The following is a 19,346-nucleotide window of genomic DNA, read 5'->3' as shown; positions in this document are numbered from 1 at the left end:
CGAACCCTTAGAGGTTCGCTTCTTCGACCTGCACCTTGTAGTGCTTGCGCATGGCCTGGATGAAGGCCTTGGCCGAGGCCATGCCGTCGACCTGGTCCAGCTGGTCCTTGAACTGCTGCTTCTGCTCGGCCGGGACGTCGGCGAGGTTCGGCGGGGTCACCTTGTTGACCGCGAACACCACGTAGCGATCCTGCACGGCGACCTTGCCGTAGCTCGGCTTGCCTTCGGCCGGGGCCGGGGCGGCGAACACCGCGCGGTTGATTTCCGGGGTCGGCACCGGCTGGGTGCGCGGCAGGCCCGGCAGCGGGCTGAGCTGCAGCTTTTCTTCGGCGGCCAGCGCCTGCAGGGTCTGCCCGGCGTTGAGCTTGGCCAGCAACGCGTCAGCGGCCTTGGCCGAGACCTGGCGGTTGCGGTCGGCGCGGATCGCGGCGATCACGCCGTCGCGGGCCTTGTCCAGCGGCAGCGCCTGCTCCGGGCTGTGGTCGGTCACGCGGATCATCACGCTGTGGTCGGGCGTGATCGAAATCGGATCGCTCACGGTGCCGTCCTGCACCAGCACATCGGAGAACGCCGCACGCAGCACCGCCGGGTTGGCGGCAATGCCGCTGGCGGTGTCACGGGTGAACGGGCCAATGGTCTGCACCTTCAGGTTCAGCGCATCGGCCGCGCCCTGCAGCGAGGTCGGGTTCTTGTAGACCTGGTCGACCAGGCGGCCGCTCAGTTCGGAGAACGCGCCTTCGTTGTCGGCCTTGAGCTGTTCGGCGGCGATCTGGTCGCGGACCTCCTCGAACGGACGCTGCTGGCCACCACGGACCTCGCGCAGCTGCAGCACGTGGTAACCGAACTCGGTCTTGACCGGTGCGCTCACTTCGCCTGCCTTCATGCCAAACAGCGCGTCTTCGAACGGCTTGACCATGGAGTCGCGTTCCACCCAGCCCAGGTCACCACCGGTGCCCTTGGAGCCGGTGTCGTCCGAATTGGCCTTGGCCAGCGCGGCGAAATCCGCCCCCGGCGCCTTGGCCTGTGCGGCCAGCGCGGCGGCCTTCTCTTCGGCGGCCTTGAGCTTGGCCGGATCGCTGCCATCGGCGGCGATCAGGATGTGCGACGCAAGACGCGCTTCGGGCGTGGAGAAGCGTGCCTTCTCGTCGGCGTAGCGCTTGCGCAGCGTGGCTTCATCGGCGGCGGCAGCCGGCGGCAGGGTAGCCGCGTTGATTTCCACGAACTCCAGCGACACGGTTTCCGGCTGGCGGAAATCCTTCGGGTGGCTGTCGTACCACTGCTTGATCTGTGCGTCGGTGACTTCGGCGGTGTCGGCCGGCAGTTCCGGCAGCGCGGCGATTTCCACGTCACGCGTTTCGCCCAGCAGCTTCATCAGCCGCTCGGCCTCGACGCTGGTGACGAAGCCCGATTCCTGCAGCGCCTGCGGAATGATCGACTGCTGCAGGCTCTCGCGCACCAGCGTTTCGAACTGTGCCGGGGTACGCGGCGGGTTGCCGGTGCCCAGCGCCAGGCGGTACTGGTCCTGGTTGAACTTGCCATCGGCGCCGATGAACGCCGGGATGGAGGCGATGGTTTCGCGCACGGCGGCGTCGCCGATGACGATGCCGGACTGTTCGCCGGCCAGGCGCACGACCTGCTCATCGATCATCTGGTCGAGCACGGCGCGCTTGTTCTCGGCGCTTTCGAATTCGCGCGGGTCGAAGTTCTCACCCTGCTGCTGGCGGGCCTGCTGGCGCGCCTGCTCGAAACGGGTACGGAATTCTTCCGCACTGATTTCATGGTGCTGCCACAGGAAGGACATCGGCCACCACGACGGCGCCGAGCGCCACCAGGTCGGCGGCGCTGCCACCTTGGCCACGTTCTGCGCACCGACACCACCCAGGTAGCTGGAGTCGATCACGAACAGGAACGGAATCATCAGCAGCCCCAGGATCACGGTAACGATCCAGCCCGAGGTCTTGTCGCGAAGTTTCTGCAGCATGGGAGAAATCAAGGCCCGATTGGCGAATCCGGCAGTGTACCCCGCTTCGGGCCACTCCCCAACAGGGAGGCCGCGCTCCATGCCTTCAGGCAAAAGAAAAGCCCCTGGTTTGCACCAGGGGCCTTCAAGAATTGGCGGAGCGGACGGGACTCGAACCCGCGACCTCCGGCGTGACAGGCCAGCATTCTAACCAGCTGAACTACCGCTCCGCGCTTGAAACTTTGCAGGCGCTCATTATATCCGAAGATATTCAGAAAACCCACCCCGAAGTACTGCTTTTCGAGGATTTTTTGTAACTGGCGGAGCGGACGGGACTCGAACCCGCGACCTCCGGCGTGACAGGCCAGCATTCTAACCAGCTGAACTACCGCTCCGCACTAAAACCTTTATTGCTGCCTTCCACGACGATCTGGATCGTTGCAGAAAACAAGGCCCCCGATCGCTCAGGGGCCTCGTTGAAACTGGCGGAGCGGACGGGACTCGAACCCGCGACCTCCGGCGTGACAGGCCAGCATTCTAACCAGCTGAACTACCGCTCCACATTTCAAACTTTTACTGGCGGTGCATGGTGGGTGCTGAGGGTTTCGAACCCCCGACCCTCTCCGTGTAAAGGAGACGCTCTACCGCTGAGCTAAGCACCCCAGCAAGCCGCTTAGTTTACGGCATCCTTCAGGGCTTTGCCAGCCTTGAACGACGGATTCTTCGACGCAGCGATCTTGATGGTGTCGCCGGTCTTCGGGTTGCGGCCGGTACGGGCAGCGCGGTCACGCACCTGGAACGTACCGAAGCCCACCAGGGTCACCGCATCACCGCCCTTCAGGGCCTTGGTGACGGAAGCGATGACGGCATCGACAGCGCGGCTCGACTCGGCCTTGGTCAGGTCAGCGGCTTCGGCAACGGCGTCGATCAATTCGGTCTTGTTCATTCTGTACAGCTCCTTTGGCGGGGATTCCGCATGTTCGACAGTGAAGCATCCGACCCGCTACGTGGCCGGACGCCAGTGAAGTTCTCGATTCGCACCCGTCAGCGTCTGCTGACTTGCGAGTGGTGCTTTTATACCAGCGCACCCCTACCCGCGCAAGCTGAAAAGCCAATAACGACGCGGGTTTCGGGCATTTCCCGCGCGCGCGTCAGTGCTTGACGCGCGTCGTGGATGCTGTCTTGCTCTTGCCCCGCACTGTGACGCGTTGCCCATCCTTCTTGGGCTTGGGCGCGGTCAGCGGCGTTTCCAGGGCCAGGTCCAGCACCTCTTCAATCCACTTGACCGGAATGATCTTCAGGTCGCGGGTGACGTTGGCCGGAATGTCGGCCAGGTCCTTGCGGTTCTCCTCGGGGATGATCACGGTGGTGATGCCACCGCGCAGCGCCGCGAGCAGTTTTTCCTTCAGGCCACCGATGGCGGTGACGCGACCGCGCAGGGTGATTTCGCCGGTCATCGCCACTTCGGCGCGGATCGGCACCTTGGTCAGCATCGACACCAGCGAGGTCACCATCGCGATGCCGGCGCTGGGGCCGTCCTTCGGGGTGGCGCCATCGGGCACGTGCACGTGCACGTCGTGCTTCTGCAGGAACTCGGCATCGATGCCCAGCCGCTCGGCGCGCGAACGCACCACCGACAGCGCGGCCGAGGCCGATTCCTTCATGACGTTGCCCAGCTGGCCGGTCAGGATCAGCGCGCCCTTGCCCGGGACCAGGGTGGATTCGATCTGCAGCAGGTCGCCGCCCACCTCGGTCCAGGCCAGGCCGGTGACCAGGCCGATCTCGTTCTGCTCCTCGGCGCGGCCGAAGTCGAAGCGGCGCACACCCAGGTACTTCTCCAGGTTCTTGCCGTTGACCACCACCAGCGCCTTCTTCTTCGTCGCGGCCTTCTTGCCGGCCTTGGCCGGCTTGGCCAGCACGGCCGGACCGCCCAGCGCGATTTCCTTCACCACCTTGCGGCAGATCTTGGCCACTTCGCGCTCGAGGTTGCGCACGCCCGATTCGCGGGTGTAGTAACGCACCACGTCCTGGATGGCGTCGGCTTCGATCTCCAGCTCCTCCGGCTTCAGGCCGTTGGCCTTGAGCTGCTTGGGCACCAGGTAGCGCATGGCGATGTTGAGCTTCTCATCCTCGGTGTAGCCGGGGATGCGGATCACTTCCATGCGGTCCAGCAGCGGGCCGGGGATGTTGAGCGAGTTCGAGGTCGCCACGAACATCACTTCGGACAGGTCCAGGTCCACTTCCAGGTAGTGGTCGTTGAAGGCGTTGTTCTGTTCCGGGTCGAGCACTTCCAGCAGCGCCGAAGACGGGTCGCCACGGAAGTCCATCGACATCTTGTCGATCTCATCGAGCACGAACAGCGCGTTCTTGCTGCCCACCTTGTTGAGGTTCTGCACGATGCGGCCCGGCATGGAGCCGACGTAGGTGCGGCGGTGGCCACGGATCTCGGCCTCGTCGCGCACGCCGCCCAGGCTCATGCGCACGAACTTGCGGTTGGTGGCCTTGGCGATGGACTGCCCCAGCGAGGTCTTGCCCACGCCCGGCGGACCGACCAGGCACAGGATCGGGCCCTTCATCTGCTTCACGCGCGACTGCACCGCCAGGTATTCCAGGATGCGGTCCTTGACCTTGTCCAGGCCGAAGTGGTCGGCATCCAGGGTGTCCTGGGCGACCTTCAGGTCCTTGCGCACCTTGGTGCGCTTCTTCCACGGCACGCCCAGCAGCCAGTCCAGGTAGTTGCGCACCACGGCCGCTTCGGCCGACATCGGCGACATCTGCTTGAGCTTGTTGAGCTCGGCCTTGGCCTTGGTTTCCACCGGCTTGGGCATGCCCGCCTCGGCGATCTTGCGGGCCAGCTCTTCGAGCTCGCCCGGCGCATCGTCCAGGTCGCCCAGTTCCTTCTGGATCGCCTTCATCTGCTCGTTGAGGTAGTACTCGCGCTGGCTCTTTTCCATCTGCGACTTGACCCGGCCGCGGATGCGCTTTTCCATCTGCTGCACGTCGATCTCGCCGTCGACCAGGCCCACCAGCATTTCCAGGCGGTCGCCGACCTGCAGGGTTTCCAGCAGGCGCTGCTTGTCGGCCAGGCGCACGCTGATGTGCGCGGCGATGGTGTCGGCCAGGCGCGCCGATTCATCGATGCCGGCCAGGGTCTGCAGCAGCTCCGGCGGCAGCTTGCGGTTGGTCTTGACGTACTGTTCGAACAGCGACATCAGCGAACGGGCGATGGCCTCGACCTCGCGCGGCTCGCGCGCGTCGTCCGATTCGATTTCCTCGGCCACGCCGTGCAGCGAACCGTCGCGCTCGGTGACCTGGGTGACGTTGACGCGCGACAGGCCTTCAACCAGCACCTTGATGGTGCCGTCAGGCAGCTTCAGCAGCTGCAGGACCTGGGCCAGGGTGCCGACCTGGTAGAGATCAGCGGCGGTGGGGTCGTCGGTCTCGGCCGACTTCTGCGCCAGCAGCAGGATGCGCTTGTCCGCCTCCATCGCCTGTTCCAGCGCATGCATGGATTTGTCGCGGCCGACGAACAGCGGAATGACCATGTGCGGGAACACCACCACGTCGCGCAGCGGCAGTACCGGCAGGTCGAGAGTCTCAGTAGGGGAACGGGCCATGTGGGCTCCAGTTGAGCAGTGGGGATGGCCTCCGGGCAGCGTCACCCGGATACAAAAAAGCCGATGGCCCCGTTATGGGGCCATCGGCGTCCAGATGCAAGATGCTCTGAAAAAGGTCCATCAATTCAACTGCTTGAACCGATTATTCAGCACCTGCCGCCTTCTGTTCAGGGGCCGGCGGGGTCTGGTAGATCAGGTACGGCTCGGACTTGTGTTCGATCACCGATTCGTCCACCACCACCTTGCTGACGTTTTCTGCCGAAGGCAGGTCGTACATGGTGTCCAGCAGGACCGATTCGACGATGGTACGCAGGCCACGGGCACCGGTCTTGCGCTTGAGTGCCTTGCGGGCAATGGCCGATAGGGCGTCCGGGCGGAACTCGAGCTCGACGTGCTCCATCTCGAACAGCTTCTTGAACTGCTTGGTGATGGCGTTCTTCGGCTCGGTCAGGATCCTGACCAGGGCCGCCTCGTCCAGCTCTTCCAGGGTCGCCACGACCGGCAGGCGGCCGACGAATTCCGGGATGAGGCCGAACTTGATCAGGTCTTCCGGCTCGACTTCGGCCAGCACCTTGCCCACTTCCTGCTTGCGCTCGGAACTCTTCACCTTGGCGCCGAAGCCGATGCCACCGGAATCGTTGGAACGCGCCTGGATCACCTTGTCCAGCCCGGCGAACGCGCCGCCGCAGATGAACAGGATGTTCTTGGTGTCCACCTGCAGGAATTCCTGCTGCGGGTGCTTGCGGCCGCCCTGCGGCGGAACGCTGGCCACGGTGCCTTCGATCAGCTTCAGCAGCGCCTGCTGCACGCCTTCGCCGGACACGTCACGGGTGATCGACGGGTTCTCGCTCTTGCGCGAGATCTTGTCGATTTCATCGATGTAGACGATGCCCTGCTGCGCCTTCTCGACGTCGTAGTCGCACTTCTGCAGCAGCTTCTGGATGATGTTTTCCACGTCCTCGCCCACGTAACCGGCTTCGGTCAGCGTGGTGGCGTCGGCCATGGTGAACGGCACGTTGAGCAGGCGGGCCAGGGTTTCGGCCAGCAGGGTCTTGCCCGAACCGGTCGGACCGACCAGCAGGATGTTGGACTTGGCCAGTTCGACTTCGTCGTTCTTCTGGCGGCTCTCGATGCGCTTGTAATGGTTGTACACGGCCACGGCCAGCGTGCGCTTGGCCCGGTTCTGGCCAATCACGTACTGATCCAGGACTTCGAGGATCTCGCGCGGCTTGGGCAGCGAACTGCGCGCCGACTGCGCCTTTTCCTCGAGCTCTTCACGGATGATGTCGTTGCACAGCTCCACGCATTCATCGCAGATGAACACGCTTGGCCCAGCAATCAGCTTGCGCACCTCGTGCTGGCTCTTTCCGCAGAAGGAGCAGTAGAGGATCTTGCCGGTTTCCGTGGAACGACCTTGGCGGTCTTCGCTCATGCTTCGCTTACCCAGTTACCCCACCCGCTGAACGGGGGTTCGATTCGAGAATAGCACAGGGTCGGGAGGACGCCAGTCCAGCCCGACCCTGCGGAAACAGGCCGGTTTCCCGGCCTGGCGGCACATCAGGCCGGGGTGATCGACTCTTCCGGACGGCGCTCGAGCACCTGGTCGACCAGGCCGTAAGCCACCGCATCGGCCGCGCTCTTGAAGTTGTCGCGCTCGGTGTCGCGCGCGATGGTCTCCAGCGACTGGCCGGTGTGCTTGGCCAGCACTTCGTTCAGGCGCGAACGCAGGGTCAGGATTTCACGGGCGTGGATGTCGATATCCGTGGCCTGGCCCTGGAAACCGCCCAGCGGCTGGTGGATCATCACGCGCGAGTTCGGCAGCGCATAACGCTTGCCGGCCGCGCCGGATGCCAGCAGCAGCGCGCCCATCGAGGCGGCCTGGCCGACGCAGATGGTGCTCACGTCCGGCTTGATGTACTGCATGGTGTCGTAGATCGCCATGCCGGCGGTGACCACGCCACCGGGCGAGTTGATGTAGATGCTGATGTCCTTTTCCGGATTGTCCGCTTCCAGGAACAGCAGCTGCGCCACCACCACGTTGGCCATGTGATCGTCGATCGGGCCCACGAGGAAGATCAGGCGCTCCTTCAACAGGCGCGAATAGATGTCATAGGCGCGCTCGCCGCGGCTGGTCTGTTCGACCACCATCGGAACCATGTTCAGGGCTTTGGTTCGGTTGTCCATTGTGAGGCACCTATTTGAGGGGGAACGACCCCGCGCCGGGGCGCGGGGCGTAAAACACGGGCCGCTTACTGGCGGATCGCGTCCTGGAACGACAGCGGCTGCTCGGTGTGCTGGGCGCGCTCGGCGATCCAGTCGATCACCTGCTCTTCCATCACGCGGTTCTGCAGCCCACTCATCAGCTGGGGGTCGTTGCGGTACATCTCAATGACCTGCTCCGGCTCTTCATAGGTCGAGGCGATCAGGCGCATGGTTTCGTTCAGGCGCTTGGGATCCAGGCGCAGGTCGTTCCTGCGGGCCACTTCGCCGACCAGCAGGCCGACCAGCACGCGCTTGGCGGCCGCGTCCTTGAAGCCTTCATGGGCGTCGGCCGGGATTTCGCCCGGGTTGCGGCCGCTGCGGCGGATCTGCTCGACCTGCTGGGCCAGCATGGCGCGGGCTTCGTTGTCGACCAGGCGCGGCGGCATTTCGACCGAGGCGTAGGCGGCGATCAGCTGCTCGCCCACTTCACGGCGCAGGCGGTTCATCAGGGCGCCCTTGAGCTCGCGCTCCAGGTTGGCGCGGATGTCCTTGCGGAACTGTTCCACGTCGCCGCCCTTCACGCCGAAGCTCTTGATGAACTCGGCATCCACTTCCGGCAGCACCGGCGCGGACACGTCCACCGCCTTGACGGTGACCTTGACCTGCTTGCCAGCCAGCGCGGGCACGCGCCAGTCGGCCGGGAACTCGACATCCAGGGTCTTCTCTTCACCCTTGGCCAGGCCGACCAGGCCCTGTTCGATCTGCTCGAACATCATGCCCTGGCCCACCACCACGCTGCCCTTTTCGGTGCCTTCGGCCGGCAGGCGCTCGTCGCCGGCCCGCGACCAGGTTTCCAGTGCCACCAGGTCGCCGTCCTGGGCGCCACGGTCCACCGGGCTCCAGCTGCGGCGCTGCTCGCGCAGGTTGGTGATCATCTGGTCGATGTCGGCATCGTTGATCTCGGCGGTGTGGCGCACGACGGTCAGCTTGCTGACGTCGACGTCGCCGAAGTCCGGCACCAGCTCGACGGTGGCCACGAAGGAGAATTCACCTGCGTCGCCCTTGTCGATGCGCGGCGCACCGGCAATGCGCAGCTCGTGCTCGCGCACGGCGGCATCGAAGGTTTCACGCAGCAGGCCGTCAACGGCTTCGCTGCGAACCTGCTGGCCGAAGCGCTGCTCGATCACCTTGGCCGGCACCTTGCCCGGGCGGAAGCCCTTGATGCGCGCGGTGCGGGCGATTTCGCCCAGGCGGCCGCTGATGTGGGTCTGCAGGCGGTCTTCCGGCAGCGAGAAGGTCAGGCGGCGTTCCAGATTGCCGGTGGATTCGATCGAAGCTTGCATGTTGACTCCTGCCAACCGGTGGCGACGCCCCCGGCACGATGTGATTGGATGAAACGGGTTGAGAACGCGGGGTCGTGGACGCGCCTGCCCGCCGCAGCCCTGTAGTTTGGCCGATAACGGCCAGCGCCGCCAGCATGGTGCCGGGAACGTCAATCCGGGGCGTGTTCAGGGAGTCCCCTGCCCCGTCAGCTGGTGCGAAAGGGGGGACTCGAACCCCCACGCCTTGCGGCACTGGAACCTAAATCCAGGGCGTCTACCAATTCCGCCACTTTCGCGCTGGTGCGCATTGTACGTGAAGACCGGAAGCAGGTCGCCGGTAGGGACACGCCATGCGTGTCTTCGGGATGCCAGATCGCAGCCAAGAAAAAAGCCACCCGGCTGACCGGATGGCTTTCGTCTTGGTGGGCTGTCAAGGATTCGAACCTTGGACCTATTGATTAAGAGTCAACTGCTCTACCAACTGAGCTAACAGCCCGAAAATCGGGAGGCGAATTATGACGCAATGCCGCACGGTGTTGCAAGCGGTTTTTTTGCACCCCTCGTAGAGCCACGCCCTGCGTGGCTGGCTTGGCTCCGGGATCATGAACGCCTGACGGGCGGCTTCGGCCGGGCCCAAACGCCGGCGGCATCGCCGGGACCGGCACGTGATCGGCTTCGGACACCCGGGCCGCGCTGCGCGCGGTTGCCACGCAGGGCGTGGCACTACGAATTGTTACGTGCACAGGACGATTGGGATGGAATCACGCGGACACGGTGTGCGTGTCGACGCAACGCCTGGACGTAGAGCCACGCCCTGCGTGGCTGCGGGATGCCGCATCGCGCGCAAGAAAAAAGCCACCCGGCGAACCGGATGGCTTCTGTCTTGGTGGGCTGTCAAGGATTCGAACCTTGGACCTATTGATTAAGAGTCAACTGCTCTACCAACTGAGCTAACAGCCCTGAAAACTCAGGCGCATAGTGTAGCGTTTGCGCCTTTTTTTGCAACCCCGTTTCACTTCCGGTGAAACGGGTTCTTCAAATCAGTGGGGTGGCTGAGGGGATTCGAACCCCCGACCACCGGAATCACAATCCGGTACTCTAACCAACTGAGCTACAGCCACCACTGAAACCTGTTTATTCGTCTACAACCTTTGAAGCAGCCCCGCGTGTGCACCGATGGTGCGCCCGACAGGAATCGAACCTGTAACCGCCGGCTTAGAAGGCCGGTGCTCTATCCAGTTGAGCTACGGGCGCCCTGACCGGATTGTCGCATTCCCATCCCGTTTTGAGCAGCGGGACGTGGTCGGGGTAGAGGGATTCGAACCCCCGACATCCTGCTCCCAAAGCAGGCGCGCTACCAGACTGCGCTATACCCCGGTGGTTTGATCCCTCGAGGTTCCCCCCGAAAGAGTCGGCTATTGTGGGAATCGGCGAGGCATCTGTCAACGGTTTTCACAAGGTTTTTCACATTCATGATCGGGCGCTATGCTTTCTCCAGCGGCCGGACGGCCCTAACCCTACCCTTCAAGGAGATTGGCAATGCGCAGCGGCAATCCTGCACTTTCGGAGTCGACGTTCCTCGACCTGGCCAGCGGCTCGGTGGTGACCTCGCCCGACCAGGTGATGACCATCAACGGCACGGTCAACAAGACCGGCATCCTGCTGTTGCTGGCCGTACTCACCGCTGCCTTCGCCTGGAGCCAGGCCATCGGCGCCGACGGCCAGATCGCACCGGGCGCGATGATCTACGCCATCGGCGGCGCCATCGGCGGGCTGGTCCTGGCCGTGGTGACGGTGTTCAAGAAGGAATGGTCGCCGGTCACCGCGCCGATGTACGCGCTGGTGGAAGGCTTCTTCCTGGGCGCGATCTCGGCGGTGATGGAAGTGCGCTTCCCGGGCATCGTGTTCCAGGCGGTGCTGCTCACCTTCGGCACCCTGTTCGCCCTGCTGGCGGCCTACCGCAGCGGCCTGATCAAGGTCACCGAGAACTTCAAGCTGGGCGTGGTCGCGGCCACCGGCGGCATCGCGCTGCTGTACCTGGCCTCGTTCGTGCTGGGCTTCTTCGACATCAACGTGCCGGTGATCCATGAAGCCAGCTGGCTGGGCATCGCCTTCAGCCTGTTCGTGGTGGTGGTGGCCGCACTCAACCTGGTGCTGGACTTCGACTTCATCGAAAACGGCGCCGCGGCGCGCGCACCGAAGTACATGGAGTGGTACGGCGCGTTCGGGCTGATGGTCACCCTGGTGTGGCTGTACGTGGAGTTCCTGCGCCTGCTGTCGAAGCTGCAGTCGCGTTGATTCAACGCGCCTGGATGAAAAAAGGGCGCCTGTGAGGGCGCCCTTTCTTTTTGGAGCAGCCGACCAACAGTCGGCCCTACCGTCGGCTCTACCACGCCCGGTTACAGGCGGCTGGCGATGGCCTGGGCGAAGCCCATGGTATTGCCGGTGCCGCCGAGGTCGCCGGTCAGCGAGTCCTTGGCTTCAAGCGTGGCCACGATGGCCTTGCGCAGGCGCTCGGCGTTCTCGGTCTGGCCGACGTGGTCCAGCATCTGCGCGGCCGCCAGCAGCAGCGCGCACGGATTGGCCTTGCCCTGGCCGGCGATGTCCGGCGCGGTGCCGTGCACGGCTTCGAAGATCGCCGCGTTCTCACCGATGTTGGCACCCGGGGCCAGGCCCAGGCCGCCGACGAGGCCGGCGCACAGGTCGGAGATGATGTCGCCGAACAGGTTGGTGGTGACGATCACGTCGAACTGTTCCGGACGCATCACCAGCTGCATGCAGCAGTTGTCGACGATCATTTCCTGGAACTCGATGTCCGGGTACTTGGCCGCCACTTCGCGCGCCACGGCCAGGAACAGGCCCGAGGTCGACTTGATGATGTTGGCCTTGTGCACGGCGGTGACCTTCTTGCGGCCGGTGCTGCGGGCCAGCTCGAAGGCGTAGCGCACGATGCGCTCGGAGCCCTTGCGGGTGATGCGGGTGCCGGAGAACGCGGTTTCGCCGTCGGCAGACACTTCCTGGCCTTCGGCCAGGTACGCGCCTTCGGTGTTCTCACGCACGGTGACCAGGTCCACGCCGTCGCCAAAACGCGACTTGGTGTTCGGGAACGACACCGCCGGACGCACGTTGGCGTACAGGTCGAAGTGGCGGCGCAGGCTGACGTTGATCGAGGTGAAGCCACCACCGACCGGCGTGGTCAGCGGGCTCTTCAGCGCGATCCGGTTGCGTGCGATCGACTCCAGGGTGGAAGCCGGCATCAGGTCGCCGTGCTTTTCCAGTGCGACCAGGCCAGCGTCGGCATCTTCGTATTCAAAGCCGGTGTCCAGCTTGCCGAGCACGAACAGCGTAGCGTCCATGATCTCCGGGCCGATGCCGTCACCGCGGATGACCGTGATTTTCTGCGTCATTTGATCTGTTTCCGAACCGAGGGGGAGCGCCGTCCGTAAGGGACCCGGAGCAGGGGCGCAAGGGAAGTTTCACCCGCAATTATGCCTCACCCGCCCAAGGGACCCCAAATTAGCCATTGGTAGCGCCCGACCGTTGGTCGGGCGGAATCCATCAATGTTCGTGAACGGCCGGGGCGGCGGCGCCGCCTTCCAGCTGGTCCAGGAAGTCCACGGCGCGGCGCAGGTGCGGGATGACGATCGAGCCGCCGACCACCAGGCCGACCGAGAAGGTCTCGAAGAACTCCTCGCGGGTCACCCCGGCGTCCTTGCACTGGGCCACGTGGTAGCTGATGCAGTCGTCGCAGCGCAGCACCATCGAGGCGACCAGGCCCAGCAGCTCCTTGGTCTTCACATCCAGCGCGCCGGCCTGGTAGGTCTGGGTGTCGAGCGCGAAGAAGCGCCGCACCACCTGGTTGGGCTCGCCCAGGATGCGCTGGTTCATGCGCTGGCGGAACTCGGTGAACTCGGCGATCCGGTCCTTGCTGCCGTCGTCCGCAGCGCTCATGCGCCCTCTCCGTTCAGCAGCGGCTCAAGCTTTCCTTCCCGGTGCAGGGCGATCATGTCGTCGTACCCACCCACATGGACCTCGCCCACGAAGATCTGCGGCACGCTGGTGCGGCGGGTCTTGGCCATCATCTTTTCGCGCTCGACCGGGTCCAGGTCGATGCGGACTTCGGTCCAGCTCTCGCCCTTGCTCTTCAGGAAGTTCTTGGCGGCCACGCAGTACGGGCAGACGGCGGTCGAATAGATGGTGATGGGCGGCTTCCCACCCGGGTTGGAAGCGACATCTTGGCTCACGGGAAACTCCACAGCGGAACGAGTGTCTGTATATGGTAGCCCTGCGCTGGATTTTCCATGTCATCACCGCAACACTGCGGATCACCCGCAGCCCCCAGGAGTTCCTGTTTGCGCCTTTTGCTGCTCTCTGCCGCGTTGACCCTGGCCCTGGCCGCCCCCTTGGCGTCGGCCCAGGACAGCAAGCTGCCGGACATCGGCTCGTCGGCCGGTGAACTGTTGACCCCGGCGCGCCAGGCCGAGTACGGCGGGATGATGCTGCGCGAGCTGCGCAATTACGGCTTCCTGCTGGATGACCCGCTGGTGGACGACTGGCTGCAGACCATGGGCGCGCGGCTGGGCTCCAACAGCGCCCAGCCGCGCCAGTCCTATACGTTCTTCATGCTCCGCGACCGGCAGATCAACGCCTTCGCCACCCTGGGCGGCTACGTGGGGGTCAACGCCGGGCTGGTGCTGACCGCCGAGCGCGAGGATGAGGTGGCGGCGGTGCTGTCCCACGAAATCGCCCACGTCACCCAGCAGCACGTGCTGCGCGGGGTGGAACGGGCCCAGCGCGACCAGATCCCGATCCTGCTGGGCATGCTGGCGGCGGTGGTGGCCGCGCAGCAGGCCGGCGGCAACTCTTCCGGCGATGCCACCATGGCCGCGATCACCTCCGGCATGGGGCTGATGCGGCAGCGCCAGATCAACTACACCCGCAGCAATGAATCCGAAGCCGACCGCCTGGGCATCCGCACCCTGGCCCGCAGCGGCTACGACGTGGATGCGATGGCCGGCTTCTTCGAACGCATGTCCGCCTCGATGCGCGGCAATGCCGGCGGCTATTCGGTGCCGGATTTCCTGCAGACCCACCCGGTCAACACCACCCGCATCAGCGAAGCCAAGGCCCGTGCCGAGCAGATGAAGAAGGACACGGTGCTGCTCACCACCGAGGTGCCCGGCGGGGTGCGCCAGGAACGGGTGGACCCGGCCGACCCGGCCCTGTCCGACCCGCTGGTCCGGCGCAGCAACCCGTTGCTGCCGGCCTCGATGCAGATCTCGGTCAATTCACTCAGCCGGGGCGGCACCGGCCAGTTCGAGTGGGCGCGCGAGCGCCTGCGCGTGCTCAGCGCCGATACCCCGGGCGAGCTGGCCACCGAATACCAGAACCTGCAGCGCGAGCAGAAAAGCGGCCTCAACGATGCCCAGCGCTATGGGCTGGCCCTGGCGCGCCTGCGCAACAGCGGCGCGGCCGAGGCCCGGCGCGACCTCACCGAGCTGCTCAAGGACCACCCGGACAACCTGTGGGTGGCCTTGGCACTGGCCGAATCCGAGTCGCGCTCGGGCCAGCCGGCCCAGGCCAATGCCCGCTTCGACGCCCTGCTCCGCCAGCACCCCGGCAGCCGCCCGGTGGCGCTGACCTACGCCGAGATGCTGAACGAACAGGGGGGGCGCGAGGCGGGCCAGCGCGCGCAGGCGATGCTGCGGCCGCTGCTGTCGCAAAGCGGCAATGATCCGGTGTTCCAGCAGCGCTATGCCCGCGCCAGCGAGCTGGCCGGCGACACCCTGCGCGCCAGCGAGGCCTATGCCGAGGCCGCATTCCTGAACGGGCGGCCGGAGCAGGCGCTGATGCAGCTGCAGGCGCTCAAGAAGCAGCCCGCACTGGATTACGTGGGCCGTGCCCGGGTGGATTCGCGGATCGAGAGCATCACCCCCACCGTGCTGGAGATGCGCCGGCAGGGCATCAACGACCCGGAGCTGGAACGGCGCTGAACCGCGCCCGGATGACCGTGGGATGGCAATGCCCCCATGGCCGTCACAAACATGTCATGAAACCGTAGTCTACTGGGCTCAATCCCGGTCTGATGAGTAATACGGTGGGCACGTGCAGAAACGCATCCTGATCGTCGATGACGAACCCGCGATCCGCGAAATGGTCGCCTTTGCCCTGCGCAAGGGTGATTACGACCCGATCCACGCCGGTGACGCCCGTGAAGCGCAGACGGCGATCGCCGACCGCGTGCCGGACCTGATCCTGCTGGATTGGATGTTGCCGGGCACCAGCGGGCTGGATCTGGCCCGGCGCTGGCGCAAGGAGGCCCTCACCCGCGAGGTGCCGATCATCATGCTGACCGCGCGCGGCGAAGAGAACGACCGCGTCGGCGGGCTCGAAGCCGGGGTGGACGACTACGTGGTCAAGCCGTTCTCGGCCCGCGAACTGCTGGCCCGCATCCGCGCCGTGATGCGGCGGGCGCGCGACGATGACGAGGACGGCAGCGTGGCGGTAGGCACCATCCGCATCGACGGTGCCGCGCACCGGGTGTTCGCCGGCGACCAGCCGGTGCCGATCGGCCCGACCGAATACCGCCTGCTGCACTTCTTCATGACCCACCCCGAGCGCGTATACACCCGTGCCCAGTTGCTGGACCATGTGTGGGGCGGCAGCGTATATGTGGAGGAGCGCACCATCGACGTGCACATCCGCCGCCTGCGCAAGACGCTGGAGCCGTTCGGCGCTGAGAACATGGTGCAGACCGTGCGCGGTGCAGGCTACCGGTTCTCGACCTCGACCTGATTTTTCCCTGGGACCGCAATGCCGCGCCACATCCGCTCCGCCTGGTTGAAAACCCTTGCCACCCTCGCCGTGCTGCTGCTTGCCGCCGGCCTGGTGGGCCTCGCCACCGGGCATGTGTGGATGTGCATCGCGCTGGCCTCCATTGGTGCGCTGGCCTGGCACTACTGGCGGCTGCGCAAGGTGCTGCGCCGGCTCACCGCGCGCCAGCGCTGGGACATGAGCGGCGGCAATGGGGTATGGAACGAACTGGACCGGCTGCTGTACCGCAACCAGCTGGAAATGCGCACGCGCAAGCGGCGCCTGCTGGACATGCTGCGCAGCTACCGCGCCGCTGCCGCCGCGTTGCCGGATGCGGTGGTGGTGGTGGACCGCAACAGCCAGCGCGTGCAGTGGTTCAACGAATCGGCCACCACGCTGCTGGGCCTGCATCACCCGGGCGACCTGGGCGAGGCCCTGGTCGCGCGCCTGCAGCCGATGCCGCTGGCGCATTGGCTGGCCGGCGGCCGCAATGCCGAACCGATCCTGGACGTGCCCTCCCCGGTCGATCCGGCGATCCGGCTCAACCTGCGCCTGATTCCCTATTCGCCGGACTACTGGCTGCTGATCGCGCGCGATGTGAGCAAGCTGCTGCGGCTGGAGCAGGTCCGCCGCGATTTCGTGGCCAACGTGTCGCATGAGCTGCGCACGCCGCTGACGGTGGTGCACGGCTACCTGGACATGATGGAGCCGGAGGATTTCCCCGGCACCGGGCCGATGCTGGAGGAAATGCGCAAGCAGTCGCAGCGCATGGCCCAGCTGGTCGAAGACCTGCTGACCCTGTCGCGGCTGGAATCGCAGGAACACACCGAAGAAGAAACCGTGGCGATGGCGCCGATGCTGGCCACGCTGCGCCGCGAAGCCGAGGCGCACAGCCAGGGCCGCCACCAGATCAGCGTGATCGACAGCGCCGGGGTGGACCTGCAGGGCTCCAACAAGGAACTGCACAGCGCCTTCTCCAACCTGGTCACCAACGCGGTGCGCTATACCCCGGCCGGCGGCCGGGTCGAGGTGGAGCTGGCCCGCGAAGGCCACGGCGTGGTGCTGGCGGTACGCGATACCGGCTATGGTATTCCCGCCACCCACCTGCCGCGCCTGACCGAGCGCTTCTACCGCGTTTCCAGCAGCCGTTCGCGCGAAAGCGGCGGCACCGGCCTGGGCCTGTCGATCGTCAAGCACATCCTGGGCCTGCACCACGCGCGCCTGGAGATCCAGAGCGAGGTCGGCAAGGGCAGCGTGTTCTCGTGCCACTTCGATGCCGACCACGTGCGCGAGCGCACCGACGTTGCCACCCTTTCCTCTGCAGAAGACTCCTCCGCATGAGCACCCTCGTTCCCATCGCCCTGCCGGCGGAAACCGATCCACTGCGCGACCCGGCCCTGTACATCAACCGCGAGCTGTCGCAGCTGGATTTCAACTTCCGCGTGCTGGCCCAGGCGATGGATCCGCAGGTACCGGTGCTGGAGCGGCTGCGCTTCATGTGCATCTCCTGCACCAACCTGGACGAGTTCTTCGAGATCCGCGCCGCCGCGGTGCGCCACGCGCAGGAATTCGGCCTGCCGCCGGCACCGGACGGCATGGCGCCGCAGACCATCCTCAATGCCATCCATGACCGCGCCGCGGAACTGGTGGACCAGCAGTACCGCTGCTGGAACGACACGCTGCGCCCGGCCCTGCACGAGGCCGGCATCGACGTGCTGGGCCGGCACTCCTGGAACCACCGCCAGAAGCGTTGGCTGCGCGCGTACTTCCGCAACGAAATCATGCCGGTGCTGTCGCCTCTGGGCCTGGACCCCTCGCACCCGTTCCCGAAGATCCTCAACAAATCGCTGAACATCGTGGTGGTGCTCAAGGGCACCGATGCGTTCGGCCGCGCCGGCCACCTGGCCATCGTGCGCGCGCCGCGTTCGCTGCCGCGCATCATCCAGCTGCCGCAGACCCTGGGCGGCCCGCAGACGTTCGTGTTCCTGTCCTCGGTGCTGTCCACGTTCGTCGGCGAGCTGTTCCCGGGCATGGAAGTCCAAGGCGCCTACCAGTTCCGGGTGACCCGCAATTCCGAGCTGGTGGTGGACGAGGAAGAAGTGGAGAACCTGGCGCTGGCGCTGCGCGACGAGCTGGTCGACCGCGGCTACCGGCCGGCGGTGCGGCTGGAGATCGCCCAGGACTGCCCGCGCGACATCGTGCGGACCCTGCTGCAGAACTTCGGCCTCACCGAGAACGCGGTGTACCGCATCGACGGCCCGGTCAACCTCAACCGCGTGATCCAGCTGTACGACCTGCTGGCCCGGCCGGAACTGAAATACCCGCCGATGAGCCCGCGCACGCTGCGCGACAGCGACGGCATCTTCGAAGTGGTGGCGCGCAAGGACGTGCTGCTGCACCACCCCTTCGACGCCTTCACCGCCGTGCTGGACCTGATCAAGCAGGCCGCTGTGGACCCGAACGTGCTGGCAATCAAGCAGACCCTGTACCGCACCGGCAAGGACTCGCTGATCGTCGATGCTTTGATCCAGGCCGCGCGCAACGGCAAGGACGTCACCGTGGTGGTGGAGCTGCGTGCGCGCTTTGACGAGGAAGCCAACCTGGGCCTGGCCGACCGCCTGCAGGAAGCCGGCGTGCAGGTGGTGTACGGCGTGGTGGGCTACAAGACCCACGCCAAGATGCTGCTGATCGTGCGCCGCGAGGGCCGCAAGCTGCGCCGCTACGTGCACCTGGGCACCGGCAACTACCACAGCGGCACCGCGCGGGCGTACACCGACCTGAGCCTGATCACGTCCGATGCCGACATCGGCAACGACGTGCACCTGCTGTTCCAGCAGCTGTCCGGGCTGGCCCCGCGCACGCGCCTGAAGCGCCTGCTGCAATCGCCGTTCACCCTGCACGACGGGCTGCTGCAGCGCATCGAACGCGAGATGCACCTGGCCCGCGAGGGCCGCCCCGGGCGGATCATCGCCAAGATGAACGCCCTCAACGAACCGCAGGTGGTGCGCGCGCTGTATGCCGCGTCGCAGGCCGGCGTGCAGATCGACCTGATCGTGCGCGGGGCGTGCACGCTGCGCCCGGGCGTACCGGGGGTATCGGACAACATCCGGGTGCGCTCGATCGTCGGCCGGTTCCTGGAACACAGCCGCGTCTACTGGTTCGGCAACGACGGCGCGTCCGAGCTGTACTGCGCCAGCGCCGACTGGCTGGAGCGCAACCTGCTGCGCCGGGTGGAGACCTGCTTCCCGATCCTGGACCCGGAGCTGGCCCGCAAGGTCTACCGCGACGTGCTGCAGAACTACCTGGACGACAACCTCAACGCCTGGGAACTGCACGCCGACGGCGAGTACCGCAAGTGCACCCCCGGCCACGACCAGCCCCCGCACTCGGCGCAGATGACGTTGATGCAAGGGTTGTAGATCGCAGATCTGC

14 protein-coding genes and 10 tRNA genes are annotated in these 19,346 nt (G+C 65.6%); 5 read left to right on the top strand and 19 right to left on the bottom strand.

The genetic code is table 11. The features are described from left to right. Positions 1 to 7 precede the first annotated feature (7 nt). The 16 genes from NMB40_RS02150 to NMB40_RS02075 form a co-directional block, all read right to left on the bottom strand. Entirely contained in the window at positions 8 to 1,981 is a 1,974-nt protein-coding gene (locus tag NMB40_RS02150) for a peptidyl-prolyl cis-trans isomerase (RefSeq protein ID WP_494359984.1), read from the bottom strand. Positions 1,982 to 2,113: 132 nt separating this feature from the next. Next, a tRNA-Asp gene (locus NMB40_RS02145) sits at positions 2,114 to 2,190 on the bottom strand. An 88-nt stretch (positions 2,191 to 2,278) separates the two neighbouring features. Next, positions 2,279 to 2,355 (bottom strand) — tRNA-Asp (locus NMB40_RS02140). 88 nt (positions 2,356 to 2,443) lie between these two features. Beyond that, positions 2,444 to 2,520: transfer RNA gene (locus tag NMB40_RS02135), tRNA-Asp, on the bottom strand. A 27-nt stretch (positions 2,521 to 2,547) separates the two neighbouring features. Continuing rightward, positions 2,548 to 2,622, bottom strand: a tRNA-Val gene (locus NMB40_RS02130). 11 nt (positions 2,623 to 2,633) lie between these two features. Then, on the bottom strand, positions 2,634 to 2,906 hold the full coding sequence (locus NMB40_RS02125; RefSeq protein WP_019185801.1) for an HU family DNA-binding protein: 273 nt from the start codon (positions 2,904 to 2,906) through the stop codon (positions 2,634 to 2,636). A 205-nt stretch (positions 2,907 to 3,111) separates the two neighbouring features. Further along, a complete protein-coding gene (gene lon, locus NMB40_RS02120; protein WP_494359983.1) occupies positions 3,112 to 5,577 on the bottom strand; it encodes an endopeptidase La in 2,466 nt (821 codons plus the stop codon). Between the two features lie 142 nt (positions 5,578 to 5,719). After that, positions 5,720 to 7,009, bottom strand: coding sequence for an ATP-dependent Clp protease ATP-binding subunit ClpX (clpX, locus tag NMB40_RS02115; RefSeq protein ID WP_068849575.1), 1,290 nt, complete (start codon positions 7,007 to 7,009; stop codon positions 5,720 to 5,722). A 125-nt stretch (positions 7,010 to 7,134) separates the two neighbouring features. Then, positions 7,135 to 7,761, bottom strand: a complete 627-nt coding sequence (clpP, locus tag NMB40_RS02110; RefSeq protein ID WP_282247392.1) for an ATP-dependent Clp endopeptidase proteolytic subunit ClpP — start codon at positions 7,759 to 7,761, stop codon at positions 7,135 to 7,137. A 65-nt stretch (positions 7,762 to 7,826) separates the two neighbouring features. Continuing rightward, positions 7,827 to 9,122, bottom strand: a complete 1,296-nt coding sequence (gene tig, locus NMB40_RS02105) for a trigger factor (protein WP_494359982.1) — start codon at positions 9,120 to 9,122, stop codon at positions 7,827 to 7,829. Positions 9,123 to 9,312: 190 nt separating this feature from the next. After that, a tRNA-Leu gene (locus NMB40_RS02100) sits at positions 9,313 to 9,397 on the bottom strand. 124 nt (positions 9,398 to 9,521) lie between these two features. Beyond that, a tRNA-Lys gene (locus tag NMB40_RS02095) sits at positions 9,522 to 9,597 on the bottom strand. 388 nt (positions 9,598 to 9,985) lie between these two features. Beyond that, a tRNA-Lys gene (locus NMB40_RS02090) sits at positions 9,986 to 10,061 on the bottom strand. Between the two features lie 84 nt (positions 10,062 to 10,145). After that, a tRNA-His gene (locus NMB40_RS02085) sits at positions 10,146 to 10,222 on the bottom strand. 56 nt (positions 10,223 to 10,278) lie between these two features. After that, positions 10,279 to 10,355 (bottom strand) — tRNA-Arg (locus NMB40_RS02080). Between the two features lie 46 nt (positions 10,356 to 10,401). Next, positions 10,402 to 10,478 (bottom strand) — tRNA-Pro (locus tag NMB40_RS02075). 162 nt (positions 10,479 to 10,640) lie between these two features. Between NMB40_RS02075 and NMB40_RS02070 the strand changes: the two genes are divergently transcribed. Beyond that, positions 10,641 to 11,399, top strand: coding sequence for a Bax inhibitor-1/YccA family protein (locus NMB40_RS02070; protein WP_282247390.1), 759 nt, complete (start codon positions 10,641 to 10,643; stop codon positions 11,397 to 11,399). A 101-nt stretch (positions 11,400 to 11,500) separates the two neighbouring features. On the opposite strand, the gene NMB40_RS02065 is transcribed toward NMB40_RS02070, so the two are convergent. The 3 genes from NMB40_RS02065 to grxC all read right to left on the bottom strand — a co-directional run bounded on the left by NMB40_RS02065 (position 11,501) and on the right by grxC (position 13,345). Beyond that, positions 11,501 to 12,508 carry an isocitrate dehydrogenase gene (locus tag NMB40_RS02065; protein WP_282247389.1) on the bottom strand — a complete coding sequence of 336 codons (1,008 nt, stop codon included), beginning with the start codon at positions 12,506 to 12,508 and terminating at the stop codon, positions 11,501 to 11,503. 151 nt (positions 12,509 to 12,659) lie between these two features. After that, positions 12,660 to 13,052 carry a carboxymuconolactone decarboxylase family protein gene (locus tag NMB40_RS02060; protein ID WP_038690172.1) on the bottom strand — a complete coding sequence of 131 codons (393 nt, stop codon included), beginning with the start codon at positions 13,050 to 13,052 and terminating at the stop codon, positions 12,660 to 12,662. After that, positions 13,049 to 13,345 carry a glutaredoxin 3 gene (gene grxC, locus NMB40_RS02055; RefSeq protein ID WP_282247388.1) on the bottom strand — a complete coding sequence of 99 codons (297 nt, stop codon included), beginning with the start codon at positions 13,343 to 13,345 and terminating at the stop codon, positions 13,049 to 13,051. Before grxC ends, NMB40_RS02060 begins: the two co-directional genes overlap by 4 nt. Before the next feature lie 108 nt (positions 13,346 to 13,453). On the opposite strand from grxC, the gene NMB40_RS02050 reads away from it, so the two are divergent. The 4 genes from NMB40_RS02050 to ppk1 all read left to right on the top strand — a co-directional run bounded on the left by NMB40_RS02050 (position 13,454) and on the right by ppk1 (position 19,333). After that, positions 13,454 to 15,094, top strand: coding sequence for a M48 family metalloprotease (locus tag NMB40_RS02050; RefSeq protein WP_494359981.1), 1,641 nt, complete (start codon positions 13,454 to 13,456; stop codon positions 15,092 to 15,094). A 112-nt stretch (positions 15,095 to 15,206) separates the two neighbouring features. Beyond that, on the top strand, positions 15,207 to 15,896 hold the full coding sequence (gene phoB, locus NMB40_RS02045; protein WP_019185815.1) for a phosphate regulon transcriptional regulator PhoB: 690 nt from the start codon (positions 15,207 to 15,209) through the stop codon (positions 15,894 to 15,896). A gap of 18 nt (positions 15,897 to 15,914) precedes the next feature. Continuing rightward, entirely contained in the window at positions 15,915 to 17,255 is a 1,341-nt protein-coding gene (gene phoR, locus NMB40_RS02040; RefSeq protein WP_282247512.1) for a phosphate regulon sensor histidine kinase PhoR, read from the top strand. Then, positions 17,252 to 19,333: a polyphosphate kinase 1 gene (gene ppk1 / locus NMB40_RS02035; RefSeq protein ID WP_494359980.1), complete on the top strand. Its 2,082-nt coding sequence runs from the start codon at positions 17,252 to 17,254 to the stop codon at positions 19,331 to 19,333. The genes phoR and ppk1 overlap by 4 nt, the downstream gene beginning before the upstream one ends. Positions 19,334 to 19,346 lie beyond the last annotated feature (13 nt).

This window comes from Stenotrophomonas sp. FBCC-B152 (genome assembly GCF_059134105.1).
The sequence above is the reverse complement of the archived record's forward strand: the minus strand, read 5'-3'. Positions and strand labels throughout refer to the sequence as shown.

Excerpts from the sequence above, each read along its gene's own strand:
- phoR (WP_282247512.1), top strand. The coding sequence starts at position 15,915 with ATGCCGCGCCACATCCGCTCCGCCTGGTTGAAAACCCTTGCCACCCTC.
- NMB40_RS02150 (WP_494359984.1), bottom strand. The coding sequence starts at position 1,981 with ATGCTGCAGAAACTTCGCGACAAGACCTCGGGCTGGATCGTTACCGTG.
- clpP (WP_282247392.1), bottom strand. The coding sequence starts at position 7,761 with ATGGACAACCGAACCAAAGCCCTGAACATGGTTCCGATGGTGGTCGAA.
- ppk1 (WP_494359980.1), top strand. The coding sequence starts at position 17,252 with ATGAGCACCCTCGTTCCCATCGCCCTGCCGGCGGAAACCGATCCACTG.
- NMB40_RS02125 (WP_019185801.1), bottom strand. The coding sequence starts at position 2,906 with ATGAACAAGACCGAATTGATCGACGCCGTTGCCGAAGCCGCTGACCTG.
- NMB40_RS02065 (WP_282247389.1), bottom strand. The coding sequence starts at position 12,508 with ATGACGCAGAAAATCACGGTCATCCGCGGTGACGGCATCGGCCCGGAG.
- NMB40_RS02060 (WP_038690172.1), bottom strand. The coding sequence starts at position 13,052 with ATGAGCGCTGCGGACGACGGCAGCAAGGACCGGATCGCCGAGTTCACC.
- NMB40_RS02070 (WP_282247390.1), top strand. The coding sequence starts at position 10,641 with ATGCGCAGCGGCAATCCTGCACTTTCGGAGTCGACGTTCCTCGACCTG.
- clpX (WP_068849575.1), bottom strand. The coding sequence starts at position 7,009 with ATGAGCGAAGACCGCCAAGGTCGTTCCACGGAAACCGGCAAGATCCTC.
- tig (WP_494359982.1), bottom strand. The coding sequence starts at position 9,122 with ATGCAAGCTTCGATCGAATCCACCGGCAATCTGGAACGCCGCCTGACC.
- lon (WP_494359983.1), bottom strand. The coding sequence starts at position 5,577 with ATGGCCCGTTCCCCTACTGAGACTCTCGACCTGCCGGTACTGCCGCTG.